This window comes from Pannonibacter anstelovis (assembly GCF_036881715.1).
Lineage (GTDB): Bacteria > Pseudomonadota > Alphaproteobacteria > Rhizobiales > Stappiaceae > Pannonibacter > Pannonibacter anstelovis.
Genome location: NZ_JBAKBF010000011.1, coordinates 68,510 through 88,355 on the forward strand (window position 1 = coordinate 68,510; position 19,846 = coordinate 88,355).

General features: G+C 63.7%; 16 protein-coding genes. 6 read left to right on the forward strand and 10 right to left on the reverse strand.

The genetic code is table 11. The features are described from left to right. Window positions 1-10: 10 nt before the first annotated feature. A complete protein-coding gene (locus V6L75_RS16450) occupies window positions 11-1,138 on the reverse strand; it encodes an S-(hydroxymethyl)glutathione dehydrogenase/class III alcohol dehydrogenase (RefSeq protein ID WP_334252569.1) in 1,128 nt (375 codons plus the stop codon). 385 nt (window positions 1,139-1,523) lie between these two features. Between V6L75_RS16450 and V6L75_RS16455 the strand changes: the two genes are divergently transcribed. The 4 genes from V6L75_RS16455 to V6L75_RS16470 are packed head-to-tail and all read left to right on the forward strand — an operon-like array spanning window position 1,524 to window position 6,672. Further along, window positions 1,524-2,777: a sarcosine oxidase subunit beta family protein gene (locus tag V6L75_RS16455; RefSeq protein ID WP_334252570.1), complete on the forward strand. Its 1,254-nt coding sequence runs from the start codon at window positions 1,524-1,526 to the stop codon at window positions 2,775-2,777. A 10-nt stretch (window positions 2,778-2,787) separates the two neighbouring features. After that, window positions 2,788-3,093 (forward strand): sarcosine oxidase subunit delta, encoded by a 306-nt coding sequence (locus V6L75_RS16460; protein ID WP_334252571.1) that lies wholly within the window; start codon window positions 2,788-2,790, stop codon window positions 3,091-3,093. Further along, the gene (locus V6L75_RS16465) at window positions 3,090-6,110 is read left to right on the forward strand and encodes a sarcosine oxidase subunit alpha family protein (RefSeq protein WP_334252572.1); all 3,021 of its coding nucleotides are present in this window, start codon (window positions 3,090-3,092) and stop codon (window positions 6,108-6,110) included. Before V6L75_RS16460 ends, V6L75_RS16465 begins: the two co-directional genes overlap by 4 nt. Further along, on the forward strand, window positions 6,103-6,672 hold the full coding sequence (locus V6L75_RS16470; RefSeq protein WP_334252573.1) for a sarcosine oxidase subunit gamma: 570 nt from the start codon (window positions 6,103-6,105) through the stop codon (window positions 6,670-6,672). The genes V6L75_RS16465 and V6L75_RS16470 overlap by 8 nt, the downstream gene beginning before the upstream one ends. 83 nt (window positions 6,673-6,755) lie before the next feature. Here the strand turns inward: V6L75_RS16470 and V6L75_RS16475 are convergent, their stop codons facing one another. The 9 genes from V6L75_RS16475 to V6L75_RS16515 all read right to left on the reverse strand — a co-directional run bounded on the left by V6L75_RS16475 (window position 6,756) and on the right by V6L75_RS16515 (window position 16,650). Then, window positions 6,756-8,246, reverse strand: coding sequence for an inorganic phosphate transporter (locus V6L75_RS16475; protein WP_334252574.1), 1,491 nt, complete (start codon window positions 8,244-8,246; stop codon window positions 6,756-6,758). A 100-nt stretch (window positions 8,247-8,346) separates the two neighbouring features. Further along, window positions 8,347-8,865, reverse strand: coding sequence for an NUDIX hydrolase (locus tag V6L75_RS16480; protein WP_334252575.1), 519 nt, complete (start codon window positions 8,863-8,865; stop codon window positions 8,347-8,349). A 264-nt stretch (window positions 8,866-9,129) separates the two neighbouring features. Then, window positions 9,130-10,035, reverse strand: coding sequence for a nitrilase-related carbon-nitrogen hydrolase (locus V6L75_RS16485; RefSeq protein ID WP_334252576.1), 906 nt, complete (start codon window positions 10,033-10,035; stop codon window positions 9,130-9,132). Window positions 10,036-10,129: 94 nt separating this feature from the next. Further along, complete coding sequence (locus V6L75_RS16490) at window positions 10,130-10,333, reverse strand: hypothetical protein (protein ID WP_334252577.1); 204 nt, start codon at window positions 10,331-10,333, stop codon at window positions 10,130-10,132. A 139-nt stretch (window positions 10,334-10,472) separates the two neighbouring features. Then, a complete protein-coding gene (gene recJ / locus V6L75_RS16495) occupies window positions 10,473-12,305 on the reverse strand; it encodes a single-stranded-DNA-specific exonuclease RecJ (protein WP_334252578.1) in 1,833 nt (610 codons plus the stop codon). 15 nt (window positions 12,306-12,320) lie between these two features. Beyond that, window positions 12,321-13,316, reverse strand: coding sequence for a class II fructose-bisphosphatase (glpX, locus tag V6L75_RS16500; protein ID WP_019964810.1), 996 nt, complete (start codon window positions 13,314-13,316; stop codon window positions 12,321-12,323). A 46-nt stretch (window positions 13,317-13,362) separates the two neighbouring features. Further along, entirely contained in the window at window positions 13,363-14,694 is a 1,332-nt protein-coding gene (locus tag V6L75_RS16505; RefSeq protein WP_334252579.1) for a homoserine dehydrogenase, read from the reverse strand. A gap of 93 nt (window positions 14,695-14,787) precedes the next feature. After that, on the reverse strand, window positions 14,788-16,005 hold the full coding sequence (locus tag V6L75_RS16510; protein WP_123194558.1) for an LL-diaminopimelate aminotransferase: 1,218 nt from the start codon (window positions 16,003-16,005) through the stop codon (window positions 14,788-14,790). Between the two features lie 306 nt (window positions 16,006-16,311). After that, window positions 16,312-16,650 carry a hypothetical protein gene (locus V6L75_RS16515; RefSeq protein WP_334252580.1) on the reverse strand — a complete coding sequence of 113 codons (339 nt, stop codon included), beginning with the start codon at window positions 16,648-16,650 and terminating at the stop codon, window positions 16,312-16,314. A 281-nt stretch (window positions 16,651-16,931) separates the two neighbouring features. On the opposite strand from V6L75_RS16515, the gene V6L75_RS16520 reads away from it, so the two are divergent. Together V6L75_RS16520 and V6L75_RS16525 are read left to right on the forward strand one after the other, a co-directional pair. Next, window positions 16,932-18,755, forward strand: coding sequence for a PHA/PHB synthase family protein (locus V6L75_RS16520; RefSeq protein ID WP_334252581.1), 1,824 nt, complete (start codon window positions 16,932-16,934; stop codon window positions 18,753-18,755). A gap of 27 nt (window positions 18,756-18,782) precedes the next feature. Further along, a complete protein-coding gene (locus V6L75_RS16525) occupies window positions 18,783-19,451 on the forward strand; it encodes a DUF6653 family protein (RefSeq protein ID WP_334252582.1) in 669 nt (222 codons plus the stop codon). Window positions 19,452-19,846 lie beyond the last annotated feature (395 nt).

Here is a 19,846-nt window from a genome sequence, read left to right on the forward strand (position 1 = left end):
CGCCCGCCCCTCAATAGACCACGACGGAGCGGATGGACTCGCCCGAGTGCATCATGTCGAAGCCCTTGTTGATGTCTTCCAGCGGCAGCAGATGGGTGATCATCGGGTCGATCTCGATCTTGCCGTCCATGTACCAGTCAACGATCTTCGGCACGTCCGTGCGCCCGCGCGCGCCGCCGAAGGCGGTGCCCATCCAGGTGCGGCCCGTGACGAGCTGGAACGGGCGGGTGGAGATTTCCTGCCCGGCGCCGGCCACACCGATAACGACCGACTTGCCCCAGCCGCGGTGCGAGCATTCCAGCGCCTGACGCATCACCTTGGTGTTGCCCGTGCAGTCGAAGGTGTAATCCGCACCGCCGATGGTGTCGGCACCGCGCTTCGTCAGGTTGACGATATAGGGAACAATGTCCTCGCCGATTTCCAGCGGGTTGACGAAATGGGTCATGCCGAAGCGTTCGCCCCATTCCTTCTTGGAGTTGTTGATGTCCACGCCGATGATCATGTCTGCACCGGCAAGGCGCAGGCCCTGAATGACGTTGAGGCCGATGCCGCCGAGGCCGAAGACAACCGCCGTGGCACCGATCTCCACCTTCGCAGTGTGGATGACCGCGCCGATGCCGGTGGTGACACCGCAGCCGATGTAGCAGATCTTGTCGAAGGGCGCGTCCGGGTTGACCTTGGCGAGCGCAATCTCCGGCAGAACCGTGTAATTGGCGAAGGTCGAGCAGCCCATGTAGTGATGGATCTTGTCCTTGCCGATGGAGAAGCGCGAGGTGCCGTCCGGCATCAGGCCTTGGCCCTGCGTGGAGCGGATCGCGGTGCACAGGTTGGTCTTGCGCGACAGGCAGGACGGGCACTCGCGGCACTCAGGCGTGTAAAGCGGAATCACATGGTCGCCCGGCTTCAGGCTGGTGACGCCCTTGCCCACTTCCACCACGACACCGGCGCCCTCATGGCCCAGGATCGCCGGGAAGATGCCTTCCGGATCAGCGCCCGACAGGGTGAAATCATCGGTGTGGCAGATGCCGGTGGCCTTGATTTCCACCAGAACCTCGAAGGCACGCGGGCCTTCCAGATTGACGGTCATGACTTCCAGAGGCTTGCCAGCCTGCACGGCGACTGCGGCACGAACTTCCATGGGATCTCCCCTCCTTCAATGGGCAAGTCATCGATGATGATGGCCGTGTTATAAGCAGTGACGTTCATGTCAGCCACCCCCGGTAACAGATCCACCGGAAGAGCCTGTCACGAAACGCGACACAAATTGTCCACGCAGTCACACAGAGCCCCCTGTTCCATCAGAAATTTCCGGTCTGCGCGCCGGACGCGGCGGACATGTCGGATTCTGACCATTGCGGGACTGTCTGAGGTTAGGATGTTGCGTTGCTGCTGGCAAAAGTGAGAGACCTGTTCTGACGGGAGGCCCCCTTGTGTCCGGCCCCCCGGGTCAGTCAAACTAACTCAAGAAGCCCTGCCCGGCGGCGGCGCAGCGGTATTTCACCACAAGGAGCCTGCCAGCGGCCATGACGCGCTATTCCCTTTTCGAACTGGCGAAAAACGCCTTCAGCGCGCACAAGAACTGGGGCCGCCAATGGCGCTCGCCGGAGCCCAAGGCCGCCTATGACGTCATCATCATCGGCGCGGGCGGCCACGGACTTGCAACGGCCTATTATCTGGCCAAAGTGCATGGCATTACCAACGTGGCGGTGCTGGACAAGGGCTGGCTCGGCGGCGGCAACACGGGCCGCAACACCACCATCGTGCGCTCCAACTATCTGTGGGAGGAAAGCGCCGCTCTCTACCAGCATGCGCTGAACCTTTGGGACGGGCTGTCGCAGGACCTCAATTACAACGTCATGTATTCCCAGCGCGGCGTGATGATGCTGGCCCATACGGTGCATGACGTGCAGGTGTTCAAGCGCCACATCCACGCCAACCGGCTGGCCGGGGTCGAGAATGAATGGATGACGCCGGAGGAGGCGAAGGAATTCTGCCCGCCGCTCAACATAGAGAAGAACATCCGCTATCCGGTGATGGGCGCTGCCCTGCAGCGGGTGGGCGGCACGGCCCGGCATGACGCGGTGGCCTGGGGCTATGCACGCGGCGCCAGTGCTATGGGCGTCGACATCATCCAGAACTGCGCCGTCACCGGCATCCGCCGTGCGCCTTCTGGTGAGATCACGGGCGTTGAGACCTCACGCGGCTTCATCGGCGCCAAAAAGATCGGCTGCGTCGCTGCCGGCAACACCTCTGTCGTCATGGCCATGGCCGGGCTGAAGCTGCCGCTGGAATCCAATCCGCTGCAGGCGCTCGTCTCCGAGCCGGTGAAGCCCGCCTTCCCTTGCGTGGTCATGTCCAACACCATCCACGCCTATATCTCCCAGTCCGACAAGGGCGAACTGGTGATCGGCGCTGGCACGGACCAGTTCGTTTCCTATTCGCAGGCAGGCGGGCTGCACATTACCACGCATACGCTCGATGCCATCTGCGAGCTGTTCCCCATGTTCCGCCGCATGCGCATGCTGCGCAACTGGGGCGGCATCGTTGACAACACGCCGGACCGCTCGCCGATCATCGGGCTGACGCCGGTGCCAGGGCTTTATGTCAACTGCGGCTGGGGAACAGGCGGCTTCAAGGCGACACCAGGCTCAGGCCACGTGTTTGCCCACACCATCGCCACCGGCGCACCGCACCCGATCAACGCCCCCTTCTCCCTCGACAGGTTCCGCACCGGACGCCTGATCGACGAGGCGGCTGCTGCCGCCGTGGCTCACTGAGGCTTTCTCCATGCTGCTGATTTCCTGCCCCTATTGCGGCGTCGAACGGCCCGAGACCGAATTCCGCTACGGCGGTGAGGCGCATATCGCCCGCCCTGCCGACCCTTCCGCCCTCAATGACGAGGAATGGGCCCAGTTCCTCTACATGCGCTCCAACACGCGCGGGCTCTATGCCGAGCGCTGGCGCCACGCCCATGGATGCGGGCGCTTCTTCAATGCCGTGCGCGACACGGTGAGCGACAAGTTCATCTGCACATACAAGACCGGGGAACCGAAGCCGGATCTTGAAGCCCTTGCCCGGGAGGCCGCGAAATGACCAGCCACAGCACACGCGGCGGCCACATGCGCACCGGCAATGGCGGACGGGTGGACAGATCCCGACCTGTCAACTTCACTTTCGATGGAAAGGAAATGACTGGCCTTGCCGGGGATACGCTCGCTTCGGCCCTCATCGCCAACGGGGTGCATCTGACAGGCCGCTCCTTCAAGTATCACCGCCCGCGCGGCATCGTAACGGCAGGTTCGGAAGAGCCCAATGCGCTGGTGGGCGTCTACCGGCACGGCGACCAGACGCCGAACCTGCGCGCCCCGCAGGTGGAGCTTTACGAGGGCCTTACGGCCGTCAGTCAGAACCGTTTCCCCTCGCTGGAGTTCGACGTGGGGGCGGTCAACAATGTGCTGTCGCCGCTGTTCCCGGCGGGCTTCTACTACAAGACCTTCATGTGGCCGAAGGCGTTCTGGGACCGGGTGTATGAGCCGGTGATCCGCGCCGCCGCGGGTCTCGGCAAGCCGCCGAAGCTGGCAGATCCGGACCGCTACGCCAACACCTATGCGCACTGCGATGTGCTGGTGATTGGTGCTGGCCCCGCAGGCCTTGCCGCCGCTCTTGCCGCCAGCGAAAGCGGCGCGCGGGTGATCCTGTGCGACGAGCAGGCGGAAATGGGCGGCTCGCTGCTGGCAGAATCTGGCGCCACCATCGAAGGCCATGCGGCGGCGGACTGGGCGGCGGCAACGCTGGCCACACTCGCAGCACGCGGCAACGTCACCCTGCTGCCGCGCACCACGGCTTTCGGCTATTTCGTGCAGAACTTCGTCGCCCTCGCCGAGCGGGTAACGGACCACCTTGCCCAACCCGATCCGGCACTGCCGCGTGAGCGGATGTGGCAGGTGCGCGCGAAGGAAGTCGTCATCGCCGCTGGCGCTCATGAGCGTCCGCTCGTCTTCCCGGAGAATGACCGGCCCGGCATCATGCTGGCAGGCGCAGGCCGGACCTATCTCAACCGTTATGGCGCCAAGGTTGGCCGCAACGTGCTGGTGGCTGCTGCCTGTGACAGCGCCTGGACGGCAGCCTTCGATCTTGCCGCTTCCGGCGTGGATATCGCCGCCATCGCCGACCTGCGCCGCACGCCGCCGGAGCATCTGGTCGCGGAAGCTGCAAGGCTCGGCATCCGGGTCGAAACCGGTTGCACCGTGACCGGTACCTCCGGGCATCTGCGCGTCAGCAAGGCGCTGCTGGGCCGGTTACGCGAGGATGGAAGCGTGGCGGCCGCCGGTGACATAAACTGCGACGCCATTCTCATGTCCGGCGGCTGGACGCCTGCGGTCAGCCTCTATTCCCAGTCCCGCGGCAAAGTGGTCTGGAATGACGAGATGCAGGCCTTCCTTCCGGGTGAGAGTGTCCAGAACGAGCGCTCCACCGGAAGCTGCCGGGGCGTGAACGGCCTTGCTGCTGTCCTCAACGATGGCTATGCCGCCGGTGAGCAGGCGGCAAACAAGGCCGTCGGAGCACCTTTGAAGGTTCGCAGCATCCGTGCCGATGGGGCAGAAGCTGCCACGGGCGGTTTCCTCGGCGCGCTGCCGCATGACCGCGACGCCTCCCGCGTGAAGGCCTTCGTCGATTTCCAGAACGATGTGACGGCAAAGGATGTGGAACTGGCGGTGCGTGAGGGCATGCATTCCATCGAGCACATCAAGCGCTACACCACCACCGGCATGGCAACCGATCAGGGCCGCCTGTCCAACCTCAACGCACTGGCGATTGCCTCCGGCGCACTGGGCACCGCCCTGCCACAGGTGGGCCTCACCACCTTCCGCCTGCCCTACACGCCGACGACTTTCGGCACCTTCGCCGGGTCTTCGCGCGGAGATGCCTTCGATCCCGTCCGCCGCACGCCTTCCCACGATTGGGTGGTGAAGCAGGGCGGAATCTTTGAGGACGTGGGCCAGTGGAAGCGCACCTGGTACTTCCCCAAGGCGGGCGAGGACATGCATGCCGCCGTCGCCCGCGAGTGCCGCACGGCACGGCAGACGGCCGGCCAGTTCGACGCTTCCACCCTTGGCAAGATCGAGGTGGTGGGCAAGGACGCAGCTGAGTTTCTGGAGCGCTTCTACACCAACCCGTGGAAGGGCCTGAAGCCGGGCCGCTGCCGTTATGCGGTGCTGCTCAACGAGGCTGGCTACATCATCGATGATGGCGTGGTGGGCAGGCTTTCGGAGGACCGTTTCCACGTCACCACCACAACGGGCGGCGCAGCGCGCGTCTTTGCCATGATGGAGGACTTCCTCCAGACCGAATGGCCGGACCTCGACGTGTGGATCACGTCCACGACGGAACAGTTCGCCGTCATTGCGGTGCAGGGGCCGAAGGCGCGTGAGATCATTGCGCCGTTTGTCGAGGGGCAGGATCTTTCCGCAGAAGCCTTCCCGCACATGAGCGTTGCCACCTGCCGCTTTGCCGGACTTCCATGCCGCCTGTTCCGCGTCAGCTTTACCGGCGAACTGGGCTTTGAGGTGAATGTCCCTGCCCGCCATGGCGCCAAGGTGTGGGAGATGATCTGGGCCGAAACCGAAAAGCATGGCGGCTGTGTCTATGGCACCGAAACCATGCACGTGCTGCGCGCGGAAAAGGGCTACATCATCGTCGGCCAGGAAACCGACGGCACCGTGACGCCTGCCGATGCGGGCCTGGAGTGGGCGATCGGCAAGAAGAAGTTCGACTTCGTCGGCAAGCGCTCGCTGGCCCGGCCCGATCTCGTCGCTTCCGGCCGCAAGCAGGTCGTAGGCCTGCAACCGGTAGATCCCAAGCGGATGCTGGAAGAAGGCGCGCAGATCACCGCTGAAGCAAACCCGGCCAAGGGCACGCCTGCTTTGGGCCATGTGACCTCGGCTTACTGGAGCGAGGCACTGGGCCGCACCATCGGCCTTGGTGTCGTCAAAGATGGCCGCAGCCGGATGGGTGAAATCCTGCAGGTGCCGATGCCCTCGGGCGCCATCGCCGTGAAGATTGTGGACCCTGTGATGTATGACCCGGAAGGAACCCGTCTCGATGGCTGAGATCTACACCCCTGCCGCAGGCGAAACCCCGGTTCTGCGCTACGAAGGCCTGACCGTTTCGCGTTGCGCGCCGCTGGCCCGGCTCTCCTTCCGGGGCCGCGCCCCGGCGCAGGAGGCCATCGCCTCTGTACTTGGCACCGCCCTGCCCCAGACACCGCTGACGGCGGCCGTATCTGGCAGCAAGGCTGCCCTGTGGCTCGGCCCCGATGAATGGCTGCTGCTGGCGCCCGAGGCGGAGCTGGACGCCTTTCAGGCGGCTGCTGAAAGTGCCGTCTCCGGACTCGCGGCATCTGTTACGGACATTTCGCACCGGCAGGACGCGGTGCTTGTCTCAGGCGCAAAGGCCGTCTGGCTGCTCAACACAGGCGTCTTCCTCGACCTCAGTCCCGCCGCCTTCCCGGTGGGCATGGTCACCCGCACCCTCTGCCACAAGGCGGAGGTGGTGCTGTGGCGGATTGCAGAAGATAGTTTCGTGCTCGAATCCTGGCGCAGCTTCCTGCCTTACGTGCTGGAACATATGGAAGATGCAGCACTGGAGCTGGGGGCAAAGGCGCCTGCGTGACGGGGCGCAGCAGCACCTGACCGGAAACAGAAAAGCCCGGAAGCGTGACCGCTTCCGGGCTTTTGTCATGGTGCAGCTAGCCTTCAACCAAGCAGGAAGGAAAGGACAAAGAGCACGCCAGCGCCGAGGAGTGCAGCAGCCGGAACCGTCACCACCCAGGCAGCCAGGATCGTCATCACATGAGCGCGGCGGACGAGGAAACGGCGCTTCTGCTCCTCACGGTTCCTGATCGGACGCAGACGCTTGCCCTTGCCCGCGCCATCCGCCATGACAGTCAACCGCGACCCGACGCGCTGGGTTTCCCATTCGCGGAAGAAACCAACGCCGAAGACGCCGCCGACAGCTACATGAGTGGTGCTGACGGGCAGCCCCAGAGCGGAGGCGAGGATGACCGTCACGGCGGTCGCCAGCGCCACGCAATAGGCACGGATCGGGTTGAGCTTGGTGATCTGCTGGCCGACAAGGTGGATGAGGCGCGGACCGAACAGCACCAGCCCGAGCGAAATGCCAATGGCGCCGATGACCATAACCCAGAGCGGGATCTCGACCTCGCTTACCATGTGGCCAGACCGGATGACGCCCGCGATGGCGGCAACAGGTCCCACGGCGTTGGCCACGTCATTGGCTCCGTGGGCAAAGGACATGAGTGCAGCCGCGCAGACGAGCGGGAGGGCAAACAGCCTGCGCACAGACTGGTTGCGGTTCTCCATGCCACGTGCCTGACGGCGCACATAGGGCTGGGCCAGCAGCCAGGAGAGAATGGCAACCACCAGTCCGGCAACCAGCGCCCCAGGCAACTTGAGACCTGCGGCGGGAAAGGCTTTCATCACGATGTAGGTGCTGAAAACACCCGTCATCGCGGCGATGAGAATGGGTACCCAGAAGCGGGAAGCCGCTATCTTGTCCGGCTGATAGACTGTGACATTGCGGACGAAAGCCAGAAAGAAAGCAGCCAGAATGCCGCCAAGCACCGGTGAAATGACCCAGCTGATGGCAATGCCGCCAAGCGTCGTCCAATTGACGGCAGCAATGCCCGCCGCGGCCGCACCAGCCCCGGCCACTGCGCCGACAATCGCCTGCGTGGTGGAGACGGGAGCGCCGATCCAGGTGGCCAGATTGACCCAGACACCCGCCGCCACCAGGGCAGAGAGCATGACCAGCATGAAGGCATGCGGACTGGCCAGATCCTGCGGATGAATAATACCGCTGGAGATGGTGCTCACCACCTCACGCCCGGCCACAAGGGCGCCCAGCGTTTCGCAGACCGCCGCGATGGCAAGCGCCGCCCCCAGCGACAGGGCGCGAGCGCCAACCGCCGGCCCCATGTTATTGGCGACATCATTGGCACCGATGTTCAGCGCCATATAGGCGCCGAGCGCGGCAGCGGCGATGAGCATGGAACCGGAAACGCCGCCGCCGACGAATTGCCAGGCGGCCAGAGCACAGATCATGATGAAGACAAAGGAGAGACCAGGCGCGACAAGGCGGCGCGCAGCCGTTCCGGCCGCATCCTCGATATAACCGATCCTGTCCAGATCCTTGTCGAGGGCAGATTGAGTTTCCGGTTTTTTCAACGTGCAGCGCCTTGCGGCGTCCCTCAGTGACAGCCCTCTGCGGATGCAGAGAGCATCCCGCCTCAGGTTTTGTGTGATTTGGCGCCGTTATCGCAGATTTTCAGGCGCTCGCAACCTGATCGCGCTGAAGCCGCTTCAGAATATCCACCAGCCCCGGTTCGCTGGCCAGCTTGATCGCCTCTGCAACCGGCAGCCAGCGGCACTCCCTCTCTCCTGCCTCGGGATAGTCCTCAGCCTGCGCCTGCGCTTCGATCAGAAAGACAAGCACATCCGTATCCACACGAAGGCCGCTGTTCAGGCCCTTCGTCGAGCGGAAACGGCCATAGGGCTCCTGCGAAACCTTTCCGGTAACTCCCGCCTCTTCAAAGGCTTCGATCATGGCGGTGCGGTGCGAGCGGTGGTCCAGTTCCGGCCAGCCTTTCGGCAGGATCCATCGCTTGGTGCCACGGGAGGCGACAAGCAGGACTTCCAGCTGGCCGTTGCGCATACGATGGCACAGCGCCGCGATCTGCAGCCGCGCCGGGCGCAGGAAAAGGCCACGCAAACGGCCCCACAAACGCTGCATGGTGGAATGGGACGTCACTGCCGGGTCCAGATATGAGGTCGCACTGTCCACCATTGGACGTCCTTTCCCTCAAGCGTGTGAAAGAGGAGGCCTGATAGAGGCTAACCACCACCCCAATAGGCTCAAATGAACATGCTCACCCTCATGAAATGTTCATTCGAACAGGCAAGTCAAGGCACACTCAGACAGAATGACGCCAATAATGCGACATTCCGTAAAGTCATCTTCAAAAATTCGAAAAATTTGCCGGCTAATCCGCAGGGTCCCCCGCTGCAGCAGGCCGGAAGCGCAGCTTTCTGCGCTTCCGGCACGCCTTCGTCAGGCGTTGAGATCCTCACGCTCCAAGGTGATTCCCTCTGCGCTCCAGCCACCAGGCCACACCTCGGCACCGCCAGCGCGCAGCCTGCGCACCACATCAAGCGGCGGATGGACGATCAGGAAGGGCTCTTCTCCGGCGGTGCCGCCCGTGGGCTCAAGCCGGGCTGCGACCCCCGTGAAACCAAGCTCCGCCTCACAGGGGGTGAACAGCGTCGCACCGGAGATATTGGTGTCATTCTGTGTCGTGCCGGTAGAAGCGCCCGTCACGCCGCAGACGGCAACGCAGGTCATCAGTTCCACCGCCCGCGCCTTTGCACAGTCGAACACCCGGTGATAGCCGGAAAGCTGCGATGTCATGGAAGGAACCAGCAGCAGGTCGATCTTTTCCGGCGCCAGCAGACAGGACAGTGCAGGCATTTCCACATCGAGGCAGATGAGCATCGCCATGCGCACACCCTCCAGCTCGAACACCTTCAACCGCTTGCCGGGCTTGAGCGTCCAGCTTTCCGGGTCCTTTTCGAAAGGTGTGAGCGCCAGCTTGTCGTGGGAATGCGCTTCTCCTTCCGGCGTGTAAAGCCAGGCACGATTGGTGAAGCCGCCATCTTCCGCAGGCCAGGGTGTTGAGCCCGCGAGGAGAGACAGTCCGTATTTGCGCGGCAGATCCGCCAGCTGCGGCGCAATTTCCTGTGCGACACCCGCCATGAAAGCCAGCTCGGAGGTTGGCACGAGCCCATCCGGCTTGAACGAGAGGCAAGCCTCGATGGCATATTCCGGCAGCATCAGAAGCCGTGCGCCACCCTCTTTTGCACGCTGCATGCGGGCTTCAACAGCAGCGACATAATCCTCCGGTGAAGCCGGTGCGAAGCCCAGATTGAAGGCGCAGAGGGCAATCGGAAAGTCAGTCATGGCCGGTCCATATGCTGTTGCGGGGCAAACTTACCCCTTCTGCATGACCGATTTAAGAGCCCTGGTAAAGAGATGGAACGCGATCTGCGGGCGATCAGCCCGGCATGCCAAGTCTGAACAGGCTGAGCAAGGCGGCGACAGCCAGGCATTCCTGCAAGGGCACCGGAATGAAGGTGACAGGCAGCGGCGCAGGATCAGAATCCACCCCCGCGCGAACCTTGGCAAGGCCAGCGAGCGCCCGATCGGCAGAACGGTCAAGTTCCGCAAACACCGCTCTGAGTTCGTCCTGGCTCTTCATCAGATCCCCGCGCTGTATCCTTCAGCCAGATGACTCTACCGCGTGCCCCTTACGGCATGGTTAATGCCCTGCGAATGGGGCAGAAAAACGCAAGGCTTGTCCGCCCGCTTCAGGACACGGCATTGTGCCTAGCGGCGGCTCACAGCCGGTTCACCTGCGGGTCTGCGACATCGAGAATGCGCAACTGCACACGCTGCGCGCCCTGCCAGGTGTCGATGGAGAGGCTTCCAGCCACATGCAGCATCTTGCCCCGCCCGGCCAGCAGCGCCTCGCCGAATGGCTTCTCGGCAGCCTTGAAGGCAATGCCCTTCAGCGTCTGGCCATCAGCACCGGCCAGCGTTGCCCGCACATGGCCGTTGCCGACCACATCCGCATAGGAAATGCGGTGTGAGGGGAAGGCAAACACCGGCTCGGGATGGCCAGCACCAAAGGGGCCGGCCAGTTCCAGCTTGTTCAGAAGTTCGATCGTCGCCCCGCCTGCGGTCAGCGCCGCATCCACCTTCAGCTCGCGGCTGGCGCTGGCGACTTCCACGTCTTCGCGCAGCATCTCGTTGAAGAAGGCGGTCAGCTCCCCTTCCCGCTCACGCCGCACGGTCAGGCCCGCTGCCATGGCGTGGCCGCCGCCTTTTTCCAGCAGCCCCTCTTCCACCGCCTTGCGCACGGCCCGGCCAAGATCAACGCCGGGAATCGAGCGGCCGGAACCGGTTCCCTTGCCGCTGGCGTCGTAAGCAATGGCGAAAGCCGGGCGGCGGTGGCTTTCCTTGAGGCGCGAGGCGATCAGCCCGACGATGCCCGGATGCCAGCCATCGGAACCCGTCAGCAGCACCGCCGGGTCTTCCGACTGGATGCGGACGACGGCCTGTGCATCGCCCTCTTCCAGCATCACCGCTTCCATCGCCTGCCGCTCCGCGTTCAGCCGGTCCAGCTGTTCGGCAATGGCACGGGCCTGCGCGCTGTCACGCGTGGTCAACAGGCGCGCACCGAGAGCAGCATCGCCAATGCGCCCGCCAGCATTGATGCGCGGCCCCAACAGGAAACCCAGATGATAGGAGGACGGCTTGCCGCCCACCCGCGCCACATCCGCCAGCGCCGCAAGGCCGGGGTTGGAACGGGCATGCATGGAAATGAGGCCCTTGGTGACATAGGCCCGGTTCAGCCCCTTGAGCGGCACCACATCGCAGACCGTGCCAAGGGCGACAAGATCGAGCAGCGCCAGCAGATCCGGCTCCCGGCGCCCGGCAAAAGCACCGCGCCGCCGCAGTTCGCGGTTGAGGCCGACAAGAAACAGGAACGTGACGCCAACAGCCGCCAGATGCCCCTGCCCCGAAAGGTCATCCTGCCGGTTAGGATTGACCAGCGCGCGGACCTGCGGCAGTTCCACGCCGCACTGGTGATGGTCGATCACGACCACGTCCAGCCCCAGCCGCGCCGCCGTTTCGAACGCCTCGAAGGAAGTGCTGCCGCAATCGACGGTCACCAGCAGCCGTGCCCCATCCTGGTGCAGCGCCTCGATGGCCGGACCGTTGGGGCCATAGCCCTCGATGATGCGGTCGGGAATATGGATCACCGCCTCCTGCCCCACCTCGGCCAGATAGCGGGAGAGCAGAGCGGAAGACGTGGCGCCATCCACGTCGTAATCACCGAAGATCGCAATGCGGGTGCCGGACTGGACGGCATCGGCCACCCGCGCCACAGCCTGATCCATGTGGACGAGGCTGGAAGGGTCCGGCATCAGCCCCTTCAGCGTCGGGTCGAGAAAGGCTTCCGCATCCTCAAGCGCCACATCGCGGGCCGCCATGACGCGCGCGATCACATCGGCAAGGCCGAACCGCTGCGCCATGGCAAGGGCGGTGAGCGACTGCGCCTGTGTCAGCCGCTCGCGCCAGATCTGTCCGTTTGCAGAACGTGTCACGCCCAGCACGGTGCGCCCGGTCTCCGAAGCGGCACCTGCAATAGGTCCGGCACCTGTCACGCCCTGCCCTCCAGCTCAGTCCAGATGGAACTTTTCGACCTGGGTGTGCTGGGCCTTGATGTAACGCACGGTGCCAGTCGAAGAGCGCATGACCACGGTGTGAGTGGTGATGCGCTCGCGGCCGAAGCGCACGCCCTGCAGGAAGTTGCCATCGGTCACGCCGGTGGCCGCAAACAGAACGTCGCCGCAAGCCATCTCTTCAAGCTGATACTTGCGCTTGATGTCGGAGATGCCCATGCGGTGGGCGCGTTCCACCTGCTCGTCGCGGGTGATGACGAGACGGCCCTGCATCTGGCCGCCGATGCAGCGCAGCGCCGCAGCTGCCAGTACGCCTTCCGGCGCACCGCCGATGCCGGCGTAGATGTCGATGCCGGTCTCTTCCGGATCGGTGGTGTGGATGACACCAGCCACGTCACCGTCACCGATCAGGCGGATCGCAGCGCCGGTGGCGCGGATATCCTCGATCAGGCGGGCATGACGCGGGCGGTCAAGCACGCAAGCGGTGATTTCGGAGATCTTCACGCCCTTGGCCTTGGCCACATTGGCAAGGTTCTCGGCAATCGGGGCATCAAGGTCGATGATGCCTGCCGGATAGCCGGGCCCGATGGCCAGCTTTTCCATGTAGCTGTCCGGCGCGTTCAGCAGGCCGCCTGCCGGGGCCAGCGCGATCACGGCCAGCGAGTTCGGCAGGTTCTTGGCGCAGATGGTGGTGCCTTCCAGCGGGTCGAGGGCGATGTCGACCTTCGGGCCCTGCTTGGTGCCGACTTCCTCGCCGATGTAGAGCATCGGTGCTTCGTCGCGCTCGCCCTCGCCGATCACCACCGTGCCGTCGATCGGCAGGTTGTTCAGCTCGCGGCGCATGGCGTCCACGGCGGCCTGGTCGGCGGCCATCTCGTCACCGTGGCCGCGCAGACGGGCGGCCGCCACAGCGGCACGCTCGGTCACGCGGGCCAGTTCCAGCGTCAGAATGCGGTCAAGCGAGCTTGAGGCTGCGGTTTCTTTCTTCGGCATTGCAATCCCCTGAACACATGAATGGGACCATCCGCACGGGATGGGCTTAAGACAGTTTCTCGATCCGGATCATCTGCGGCCGGTCCGCCACCACGCCCTTGGCCTCGATGGCCTCCAGCGCACGGCGCACTGCCGTCTCGGAGGTCTCATACGTGATCAATATGACAGGCTGAGCCTCATGCACCTCGGTTTCGGCACCATTAAGGCCGCTGCCCGGCGCACGGCGGCGGCGCTGGACGATGGACTCCAGCGAGATTTCCGCATCGGCCATGCAGCGCGCAATCGTGGCAAATGCGCCCGGACGGTCAAAAACCGACAGGCGGATGTAGTAGCCACCCTCGTGCATGCGCATACCGGCTCGCCGGTAGTCAGTGAGCACGTTGCTCGGGGCGCCAAGAGCCGGCGCAATGTCGCCGCGGGCGATGTCGGCAATATCCGAGGCAACGGAGGATGCCGTGGCATTGCCACCCGCGCCGGGACCAACCAGCACGACGCCGCCAACGAAATCACCATCGACTGCCACGGCATTCAGCACGCCGTCGATGCGGGCAATGGCGGAGGTCTTCGGCACCATGGTGGGGTGAACGCGCTGCTCGATGCCGCTTTCGGTCACCTGAGCGACGCCCAGAAGCTTGATCCGGTAGCCAAGCTCATCGGCTGCCTTGATGTCAGCCGTGGTGATGGAACTGATGCCTTCCAGATAGATGTCGTCGGCACTGATCTTGCAGCCGAAGGCAAGGCTCGTCAGCAGCGCCAGCTTGTGCGCCGTATCGTTGCCTTCGATGTCGAAAGTAGGATCAGCCTCCGCATAGCCAAGGCGCTGCGCATCGGCCAGACATTCGGCAAAGGACAGGCCCTCGCGCTCCATCCGGGTCAGGATGTAGTTGCAGGTGCCGTTGAGAATGCCATAGACGCGGGTGACGGAATTGCCCGCCATCGCCTCACGCAGGGTCTTGACGATGGGGATGCCACCGGCAACCGCCGCTTCATAGTTGAGCGAAACACCGGCCTTTTCGGCGATCTCGGCCAGTTCCACGCCATGGGCAGCCAGCAGCGCCTTGTTGGCGGTGATCACATGCTTGCCGGAGGTGAGCGCGGCACGAACGCAGGCCTCGGCAGCGCCGGAAGCGCCGCCAATCAGTTCCACCACCACATCCACATCGGCGGAGCGCGCCATTTCGGCCGCATCATCGAACCAGGTAACGCCAGTGAGATCGAGGCCGCGGTCACGGGTCTTGTCCCTTGCGGTCACCGCAGTCAGGACAACGGGACGCCCGCACTTGCGGGCCAATGCATCCCCATTCTTGGAGAGGAGACGGATGAGCGAAGCTCCGACCGTTCCCAATCCCGCGACACCAAGTCTCAAAGCTGAAGCCATTGACGATATGTTCCGGTTGATGAGGGCCAGCGCCCGCCGCGGGGCGCCAGCCGGTTTAGTCCGGGTGCCGGGAAACCCCGGCCTGTGAAAGGGTCAGCGCGCCGCGCTGACCGGCACGACGTTGTGCAACGTTTCATCGGCCGTTTCAAGGAAACGGCGAAGGTTGCGTGCGGCCTGACGCAAGCGCTTCTCGTTCTCGACGAGGCCGATGCGCACATAGTCATCGCCGTATTCACCAAAGCCGATGCCCGGAGCGACAGCGATCTCCGCCTTTTCCAGCAGCAGCTTGGAGAACTCAAGGCTGCCGAGCGCGCGGAACTTCTCCGGGATCGGCGCCCAGGCGAACATGCTGGCTTCGGGAGCCGGGATGTTCCAGCCGGCGCGGCCGAAGCTTTCCACCAGCACGTCGCGGCGGCGCTTGTAGGTGTTACGCATCTCCACGATGCAGTCTTCCGGGCCATTGAGCGCAGCCGTTGCCGCCACCTGAATCGGCGTGAAGGCGCCGTAATCGAGGTAGGACTTGACGCGGGCGAGCGCGGCCAGAAGCCGCTCGTTGCCCACGGCAAAGCCGACACGCCAGCCCGGCATGGAGAAGGTCTTGGACAGGGAGGTGAACTCCGCCGTCACCTCGATGGCGCCCGGCACCTGCAGCATGGACGGAGGCGGCGTGTCACCGAAATAGATCTCGGAATAAGCCAGATCCGACAGGATGAAGATGTCGTGCTTGCGCGCAAATGCCACCACATCCTTGTAGAACTCCAGATCCGCCACATAAGCGGTCGGGTTCGCCGGATAGCACATGATCACGGCAATCGGCTTGGGCACCGAATGGATGACCGCACGCTCCAGAGCGTGGAACACTTCCGGTCCCGGCTCAGCGGGAATCGCGCGGATCGCGGCCCCAGCCATCAGGAAGCCGAAGGTGTGGATCGGGTAGCTGGGGTTGGGGCTCAGCACCACATCGCCCGGCGCGGTGATCGCCTGGGCCATGTTGGCAAAGCCTTCCTTGGAGCCGAGCGTTGCCACCACCTGGGTGTTGGGATTCAGCTTCACGCCGAATCGGCGCTCGTAATAGGCAGCCTGGGCCTTGCGCAGGCCGGTGATGCCCTTGGAGGCAGAATACCGGTGAGTGCGCGGGTCCTGCACCACTTCTGTCAGCTTCTCGACGATATGCGGGGGCGTCGGCAGATCCGGATTGCCCATGCCAAGGTCGATGATGTCCGCGCCCTGCGCTCGTGCCGCCGCCTTGAGCTTGTTGACCTGCTCGAAGACATAGGGGGGCAGTCTGCGGGTCTTGTGAAACTCTTCCATGGCGCGGGCCTCGCGTTCCTTTTGCTGCTAGCCGAACACATCCGGCGGCTGTGTGCCGCCAGATTCGCTGACCACCTGGTCAGACGCAGAAGGGGGACAGATGTCACCGTTTTCTGTGTGGCGCTCTTCTTATCAGCACCATTTCACTTGCGCACGCACCTTGAAGGGCCTGCACCGTGTTTTTTTGATGGCTCATAACACTCCGCCGGCCAGCGATCATAAGCTGGAGTCACTGGGAACCGGTCAGTCTGCAGGCACCTCAACCTTTACAAGGCAAGATAAGCCGGCGCACCGGAGCCGTTCTGCTTACTGCCCTTCGATTTCCTCGAGCGCTGCCTTGCCATGGGCATCGCGCAGCCGTGCCAGCTCTGCCGCAGACCCTGACGCGCCGCCGCCGCCCTGAACGGCAGCCCGTTCCTCGGACAGCTTCTTCATCCGTTCCAGATTCGCCTCGCGCGCCTGATCGTCTAGAACGCCGGACACCTCTTCTCCGTCCTGCGCAATGGTCGGCGGCAGTGGCGGCAGGGAAGTCAGCGGGCGCTTTCCGGTGATAGGAGCACTCACCATGCTGAAGACAGATGTATCCGGCTCGCTCGCGCAGCCGCCCAACAGGAACACCACACCCAAAGCCGCAATCGCTCTCACCGTCTCAAACCTCCGCGAAGCGCGGGGCACCAGGGCCAGCGCGCAAAACATCTGGCCGCTTATAACCCCGCGAACGGCCTGCGGTCACTCGCCAATCCGGTGTTTTTCGGATTTCCCGCCAGCATCAGTTGATTATGCTCGAAATCAGCATTCGCCCTTGCCCCATTCCGTGTCATAAATCGGAACGGCAACATTGATAATGAACGCGCCAAAGCATCTCGGAACGCCGCAAGGCCAGCCGCGCAGAGAAAAAGCAGTCCGAAAGGGAGGGGAACCCTGACATGGCAGATGACCGCCGGAACGCAGACGAGCAAAACAATCCGGTCATGCAGTACATCGTCAACAATCCGGAAGCCTTTGCGCATAATCTGGCGAAGATGATGGAGAACGGCGGCAAGGCCCTTGCTGCCTATCTGGAGCCCCGCGAGAAGGGGGAAGCCTCTTCCCAGACACCCGACGAGCTGACCTCCGTCGTCAAGACGCTGGCACAGGTCGGCGAATACTGGATGTCCGATCCCCAGCGTGCCATCGACGCACAGTCCCGCCTGTGGGGCGGCTACATCAATCTGTGGAACTCCTCGCTCAAGCGCATGATGGGCGAGCCGTCGCAACCCGCCGCAACGCCACCGCCGCGTGACAAGCGCTTCGAGGATCCGGACTGGAACGACAACCAGTTCTTCGATTTCCTGAAGCAGCTTTACCTGATCACCAGCAACTGGGCGCAATCCATGGTGAGCGAGGCGGAGGGTCTGGACGAGCATACGAAGCACAAGGCCGATTTCTACGTCCAGCAGCTGTCCAATGCGCTGTCCCCGTCCAACTTCGTGCTGACCAACCCGGCGCTGCTGAAGGAAACGCTGGCCTCCAACGGCGAGAACCTCGCACGCGGCATGGAGTTTCTGGCCGAGGACATCAAGGCCGGCCACGGCGACATCAAGATCCGCCAGACGGACGCAAGCAAGTTCGCGCTCGGCAAGAATCTCGCCCTGACGCCCGGAAAGGTCATCGCCCGCAATGATGTGTGCGAAGTGATCCAGTATGATCCTGCCACGGAAACCGTGCTGAAGCGCCCGCTGCTGATCGTGCCGCCCTGGATCAACAAGTTCTACATTCTCGATCTGACGCCGGAGAAATCCTACATCAAGTGGGCGGTCGATCAGGGGCACACGGTCTTTGTCATCTCCTGGATCAATCCGGATGAGCATCAGGCGCAGAAGAGCTTCGAGCACTACATGCGCGAAGGCATTCTGAGCACGCTGGATGTAATCGCCAAGACCACGAAGGAAACAAAGGTCAATGCCATCGGCTATTGCGTCGGCGGCACGCTGCTGGCCGTGACGCTGGCCTATATGGCCGCCACCGGTGATGACCGCATCGCCTCGGCCACCTTCTTCACCACGCAGGTGGATTTCACCTATGCGGGCGATCTGAAGGTCTTCGTGGACGAGGAGCAGATCGCCATTCTGGAAAAGCGGATGGCAGAGCGCGGCTATCTGGACGGCTCCAAGATGGCGTCCGCCTTCAACATGCTGCGCTCCAACGATCTGATCTGGCCCTACGTGGTCAACAACTACCTGCGCGGCAAGGAGCCCTTCCCCTTCGACCTGCTGTTCTGGAACTCCGATTCCACCCGCATGCCGGCCGCGAACCACTCCTTCTACCTGCGCAACTGCTATCTGGAGAACAAGCTCTCCAAGGGTGAAATGGAAATTGGCGGACAGAAGCTGGACCTGAAGAAGGTCACCATTCCGGTCTATAATCTGGCGACGAAGGAAGACCACATCGCCCCGCCGCATTCGGTGTTCAAGGGCTCGTCCTGCTTCGGCGGGCCGGTGGACTACATCCTCTCCGGCTCCGGGCACATTGCCGGTGTGGTCAACCCTCCGGCCCGCGGCAAGTACCAGTACTGGACCGGCGGCAAGCCGGAAGGTGCCTACGAGGACTGGCTGAAGACGGCGGTGGAACATCCCGGTTCCTGGTGGCCGCACTGGGACGCCTGGCTGCGCCAGCAGGATGGCAGCACCGTGAAGGCGCGCAAACCGGGCGCAAACCGGGTGAAAATCCTGGGTGACGCGCCCGGAACTTACGTTAAGATAAAGGCCTGATCCGGAGAAGCGGATTGCTGCCGCGCAATGGGCGCGGCGGTTGCTCAGGGAGCGGTTTCGGGGCACGCCGTCAAGACGATGGAAAACGCAAGGCAATTGAGGCCGCAGGGCGGGCAGGCACGCATCCGTCCTGCCGTCATGCCGGCCGGACAGATCCGCTGGCTCGGCATGAACGCGAAGGTCTGGCAGCGCCACGCCAGCGGCTGGAGTGTGTGGACACGTTTTGCCACGCTGCCCGTGCTGCTGCTGGCGGTATGGAGCCACACCGTCATCGGCCTGCCCGGTGCGCTGGCTGCCACCACGCTCGTGCTCGTCTGGCTCTGGCTCAACCCGCGCCTGTTCCCCCCACCGCGCCGCACGGACCACTGGCACGTGCGCGCCACCTTCGGCGAGCGGATCTGGCTGAACCGCATGTTCGTACCAATCCCGCAGGATATTTCCCGCGCGGCCCTCGCCTTGTCACTGATCGCAGGAGCCGGTTTCATCACAGCTCTTTGGGGCGCGGCGGAAAACATGCTGCTGCCAACGCTTGCAGGCGCTGCCCTCACCTATGCGGGCAAGATGACCTTTCTGCATCAGATGACGCGGCTTTACGAGCGGATGAAGGACAGCCACCCGCTCTACAAGGCCTGGTCCATGACCCCGCAGAACGACAACAGCAGCCCCTCCGGCCTGTTCAACCGCAAGCACGGGTGAGAGCTGAGCGATCAGGGGCGCTCCGGTCTCCCTCTCCATCGTCATCCCGGTTTGGCGCGGAGCGGCAAGACCGGGATCCAGTGCGCCCGGCGCCAAAGGTGCGAATGCCGGCTAAGCCCTTGCGGCGCTTGAGCATTTTCAAGGCGTGATGCGTCAGCATCTCAGAGCCTTGGTATTACTGGCCCCTCGCCTGCGCGAGGATGACAGAGGGGCGGGACAGTTTTTTTAAGTTACCTGACTTCGGACAGTGCGCCCCTGACAGGTCCCGGCGCAAGGCCGGGACGGCGCGGTGCCTGGAGTTCGTACCCGTCCGCAAGCCTCCCGTCTGGCACTGATGGCCCACACCCGCCGCGCTGCCCCGGCCTTGTGCCGGGGCCCGTAAGGAGGGCGTGACC

Coding starts and splice junctions, on each gene's coding strand:
- V6L75_RS16460 (WP_334252571.1), top strand. CDS start 2,788: ATGCTGCTGATTTCCTGCCCCTATTGCGGCGTCGAACGGCCCGAGACC.
- V6L75_RS16465 (WP_334252572.1), top strand. CDS start 3,090: ATGACCAGCCACAGCACACGCGGCGGCCACATGCGCACCGGCAATGGC.
- V6L75_RS16520 (WP_334252581.1), top strand. CDS start 16,932: ATGGCAGATGACCGCCGGAACGCAGACGAGCAAAACAATCCGGTCATG.
- V6L75_RS16450 (WP_334252569.1), bottom strand. CDS start 1,138: ATGGAAGTTCGTGCCGCAGTCGCCGTGCAGGCTGGCAAGCCTCTGGAA.
- V6L75_RS16485 (WP_334252576.1), bottom strand. CDS start 10,035: ATGACTGACTTTCCGATTGCCCTCTGCGCCTTCAATCTGGGCTTCGCA.
- glpX (WP_019964810.1), bottom strand. CDS start 13,316: ATGCCGAAGAAAGAAACCGCAGCCTCAAGCTCGCTTGACCGCATTCTG.
- V6L75_RS16510 (WP_123194558.1), bottom strand. CDS start 16,005: ATGGAAGAGTTTCACAAGACCCGCAGACTGCCCCCCTATGTCTTCGAG.
- V6L75_RS16490 (WP_334252577.1), bottom strand. CDS start 10,333: ATGAAGAGCCAGGACGAACTCAGAGCGGTGTTTGCGGAACTTGACCGT.
- V6L75_RS16470 (WP_334252573.1), top strand. CDS start 6,103: ATGGCTGAGATCTACACCCCTGCCGCAGGCGAAACCCCGGTTCTGCGC.
- V6L75_RS16455 (WP_334252570.1), top strand. CDS start 1,524: ATGACGCGCTATTCCCTTTTCGAACTGGCGAAAAACGCCTTCAGCGCG.
- V6L75_RS16505 (WP_334252579.1), bottom strand. CDS start 14,694: ATGGCTTCAGCTTTGAGACTTGGTGTCGCGGGATTGGGAACGGTCGGA.
- V6L75_RS16525 (WP_334252582.1), top strand. CDS start 18,783: ATGGGCGCGGCGGTTGCTCAGGGAGCGGTTTCGGGGCACGCCGTCAAG.
- V6L75_RS16480 (WP_334252575.1), bottom strand. CDS start 8,865: ATGGTGGACAGTGCGACCTCATATCTGGACCCGGCAGTGACGTCCCAT.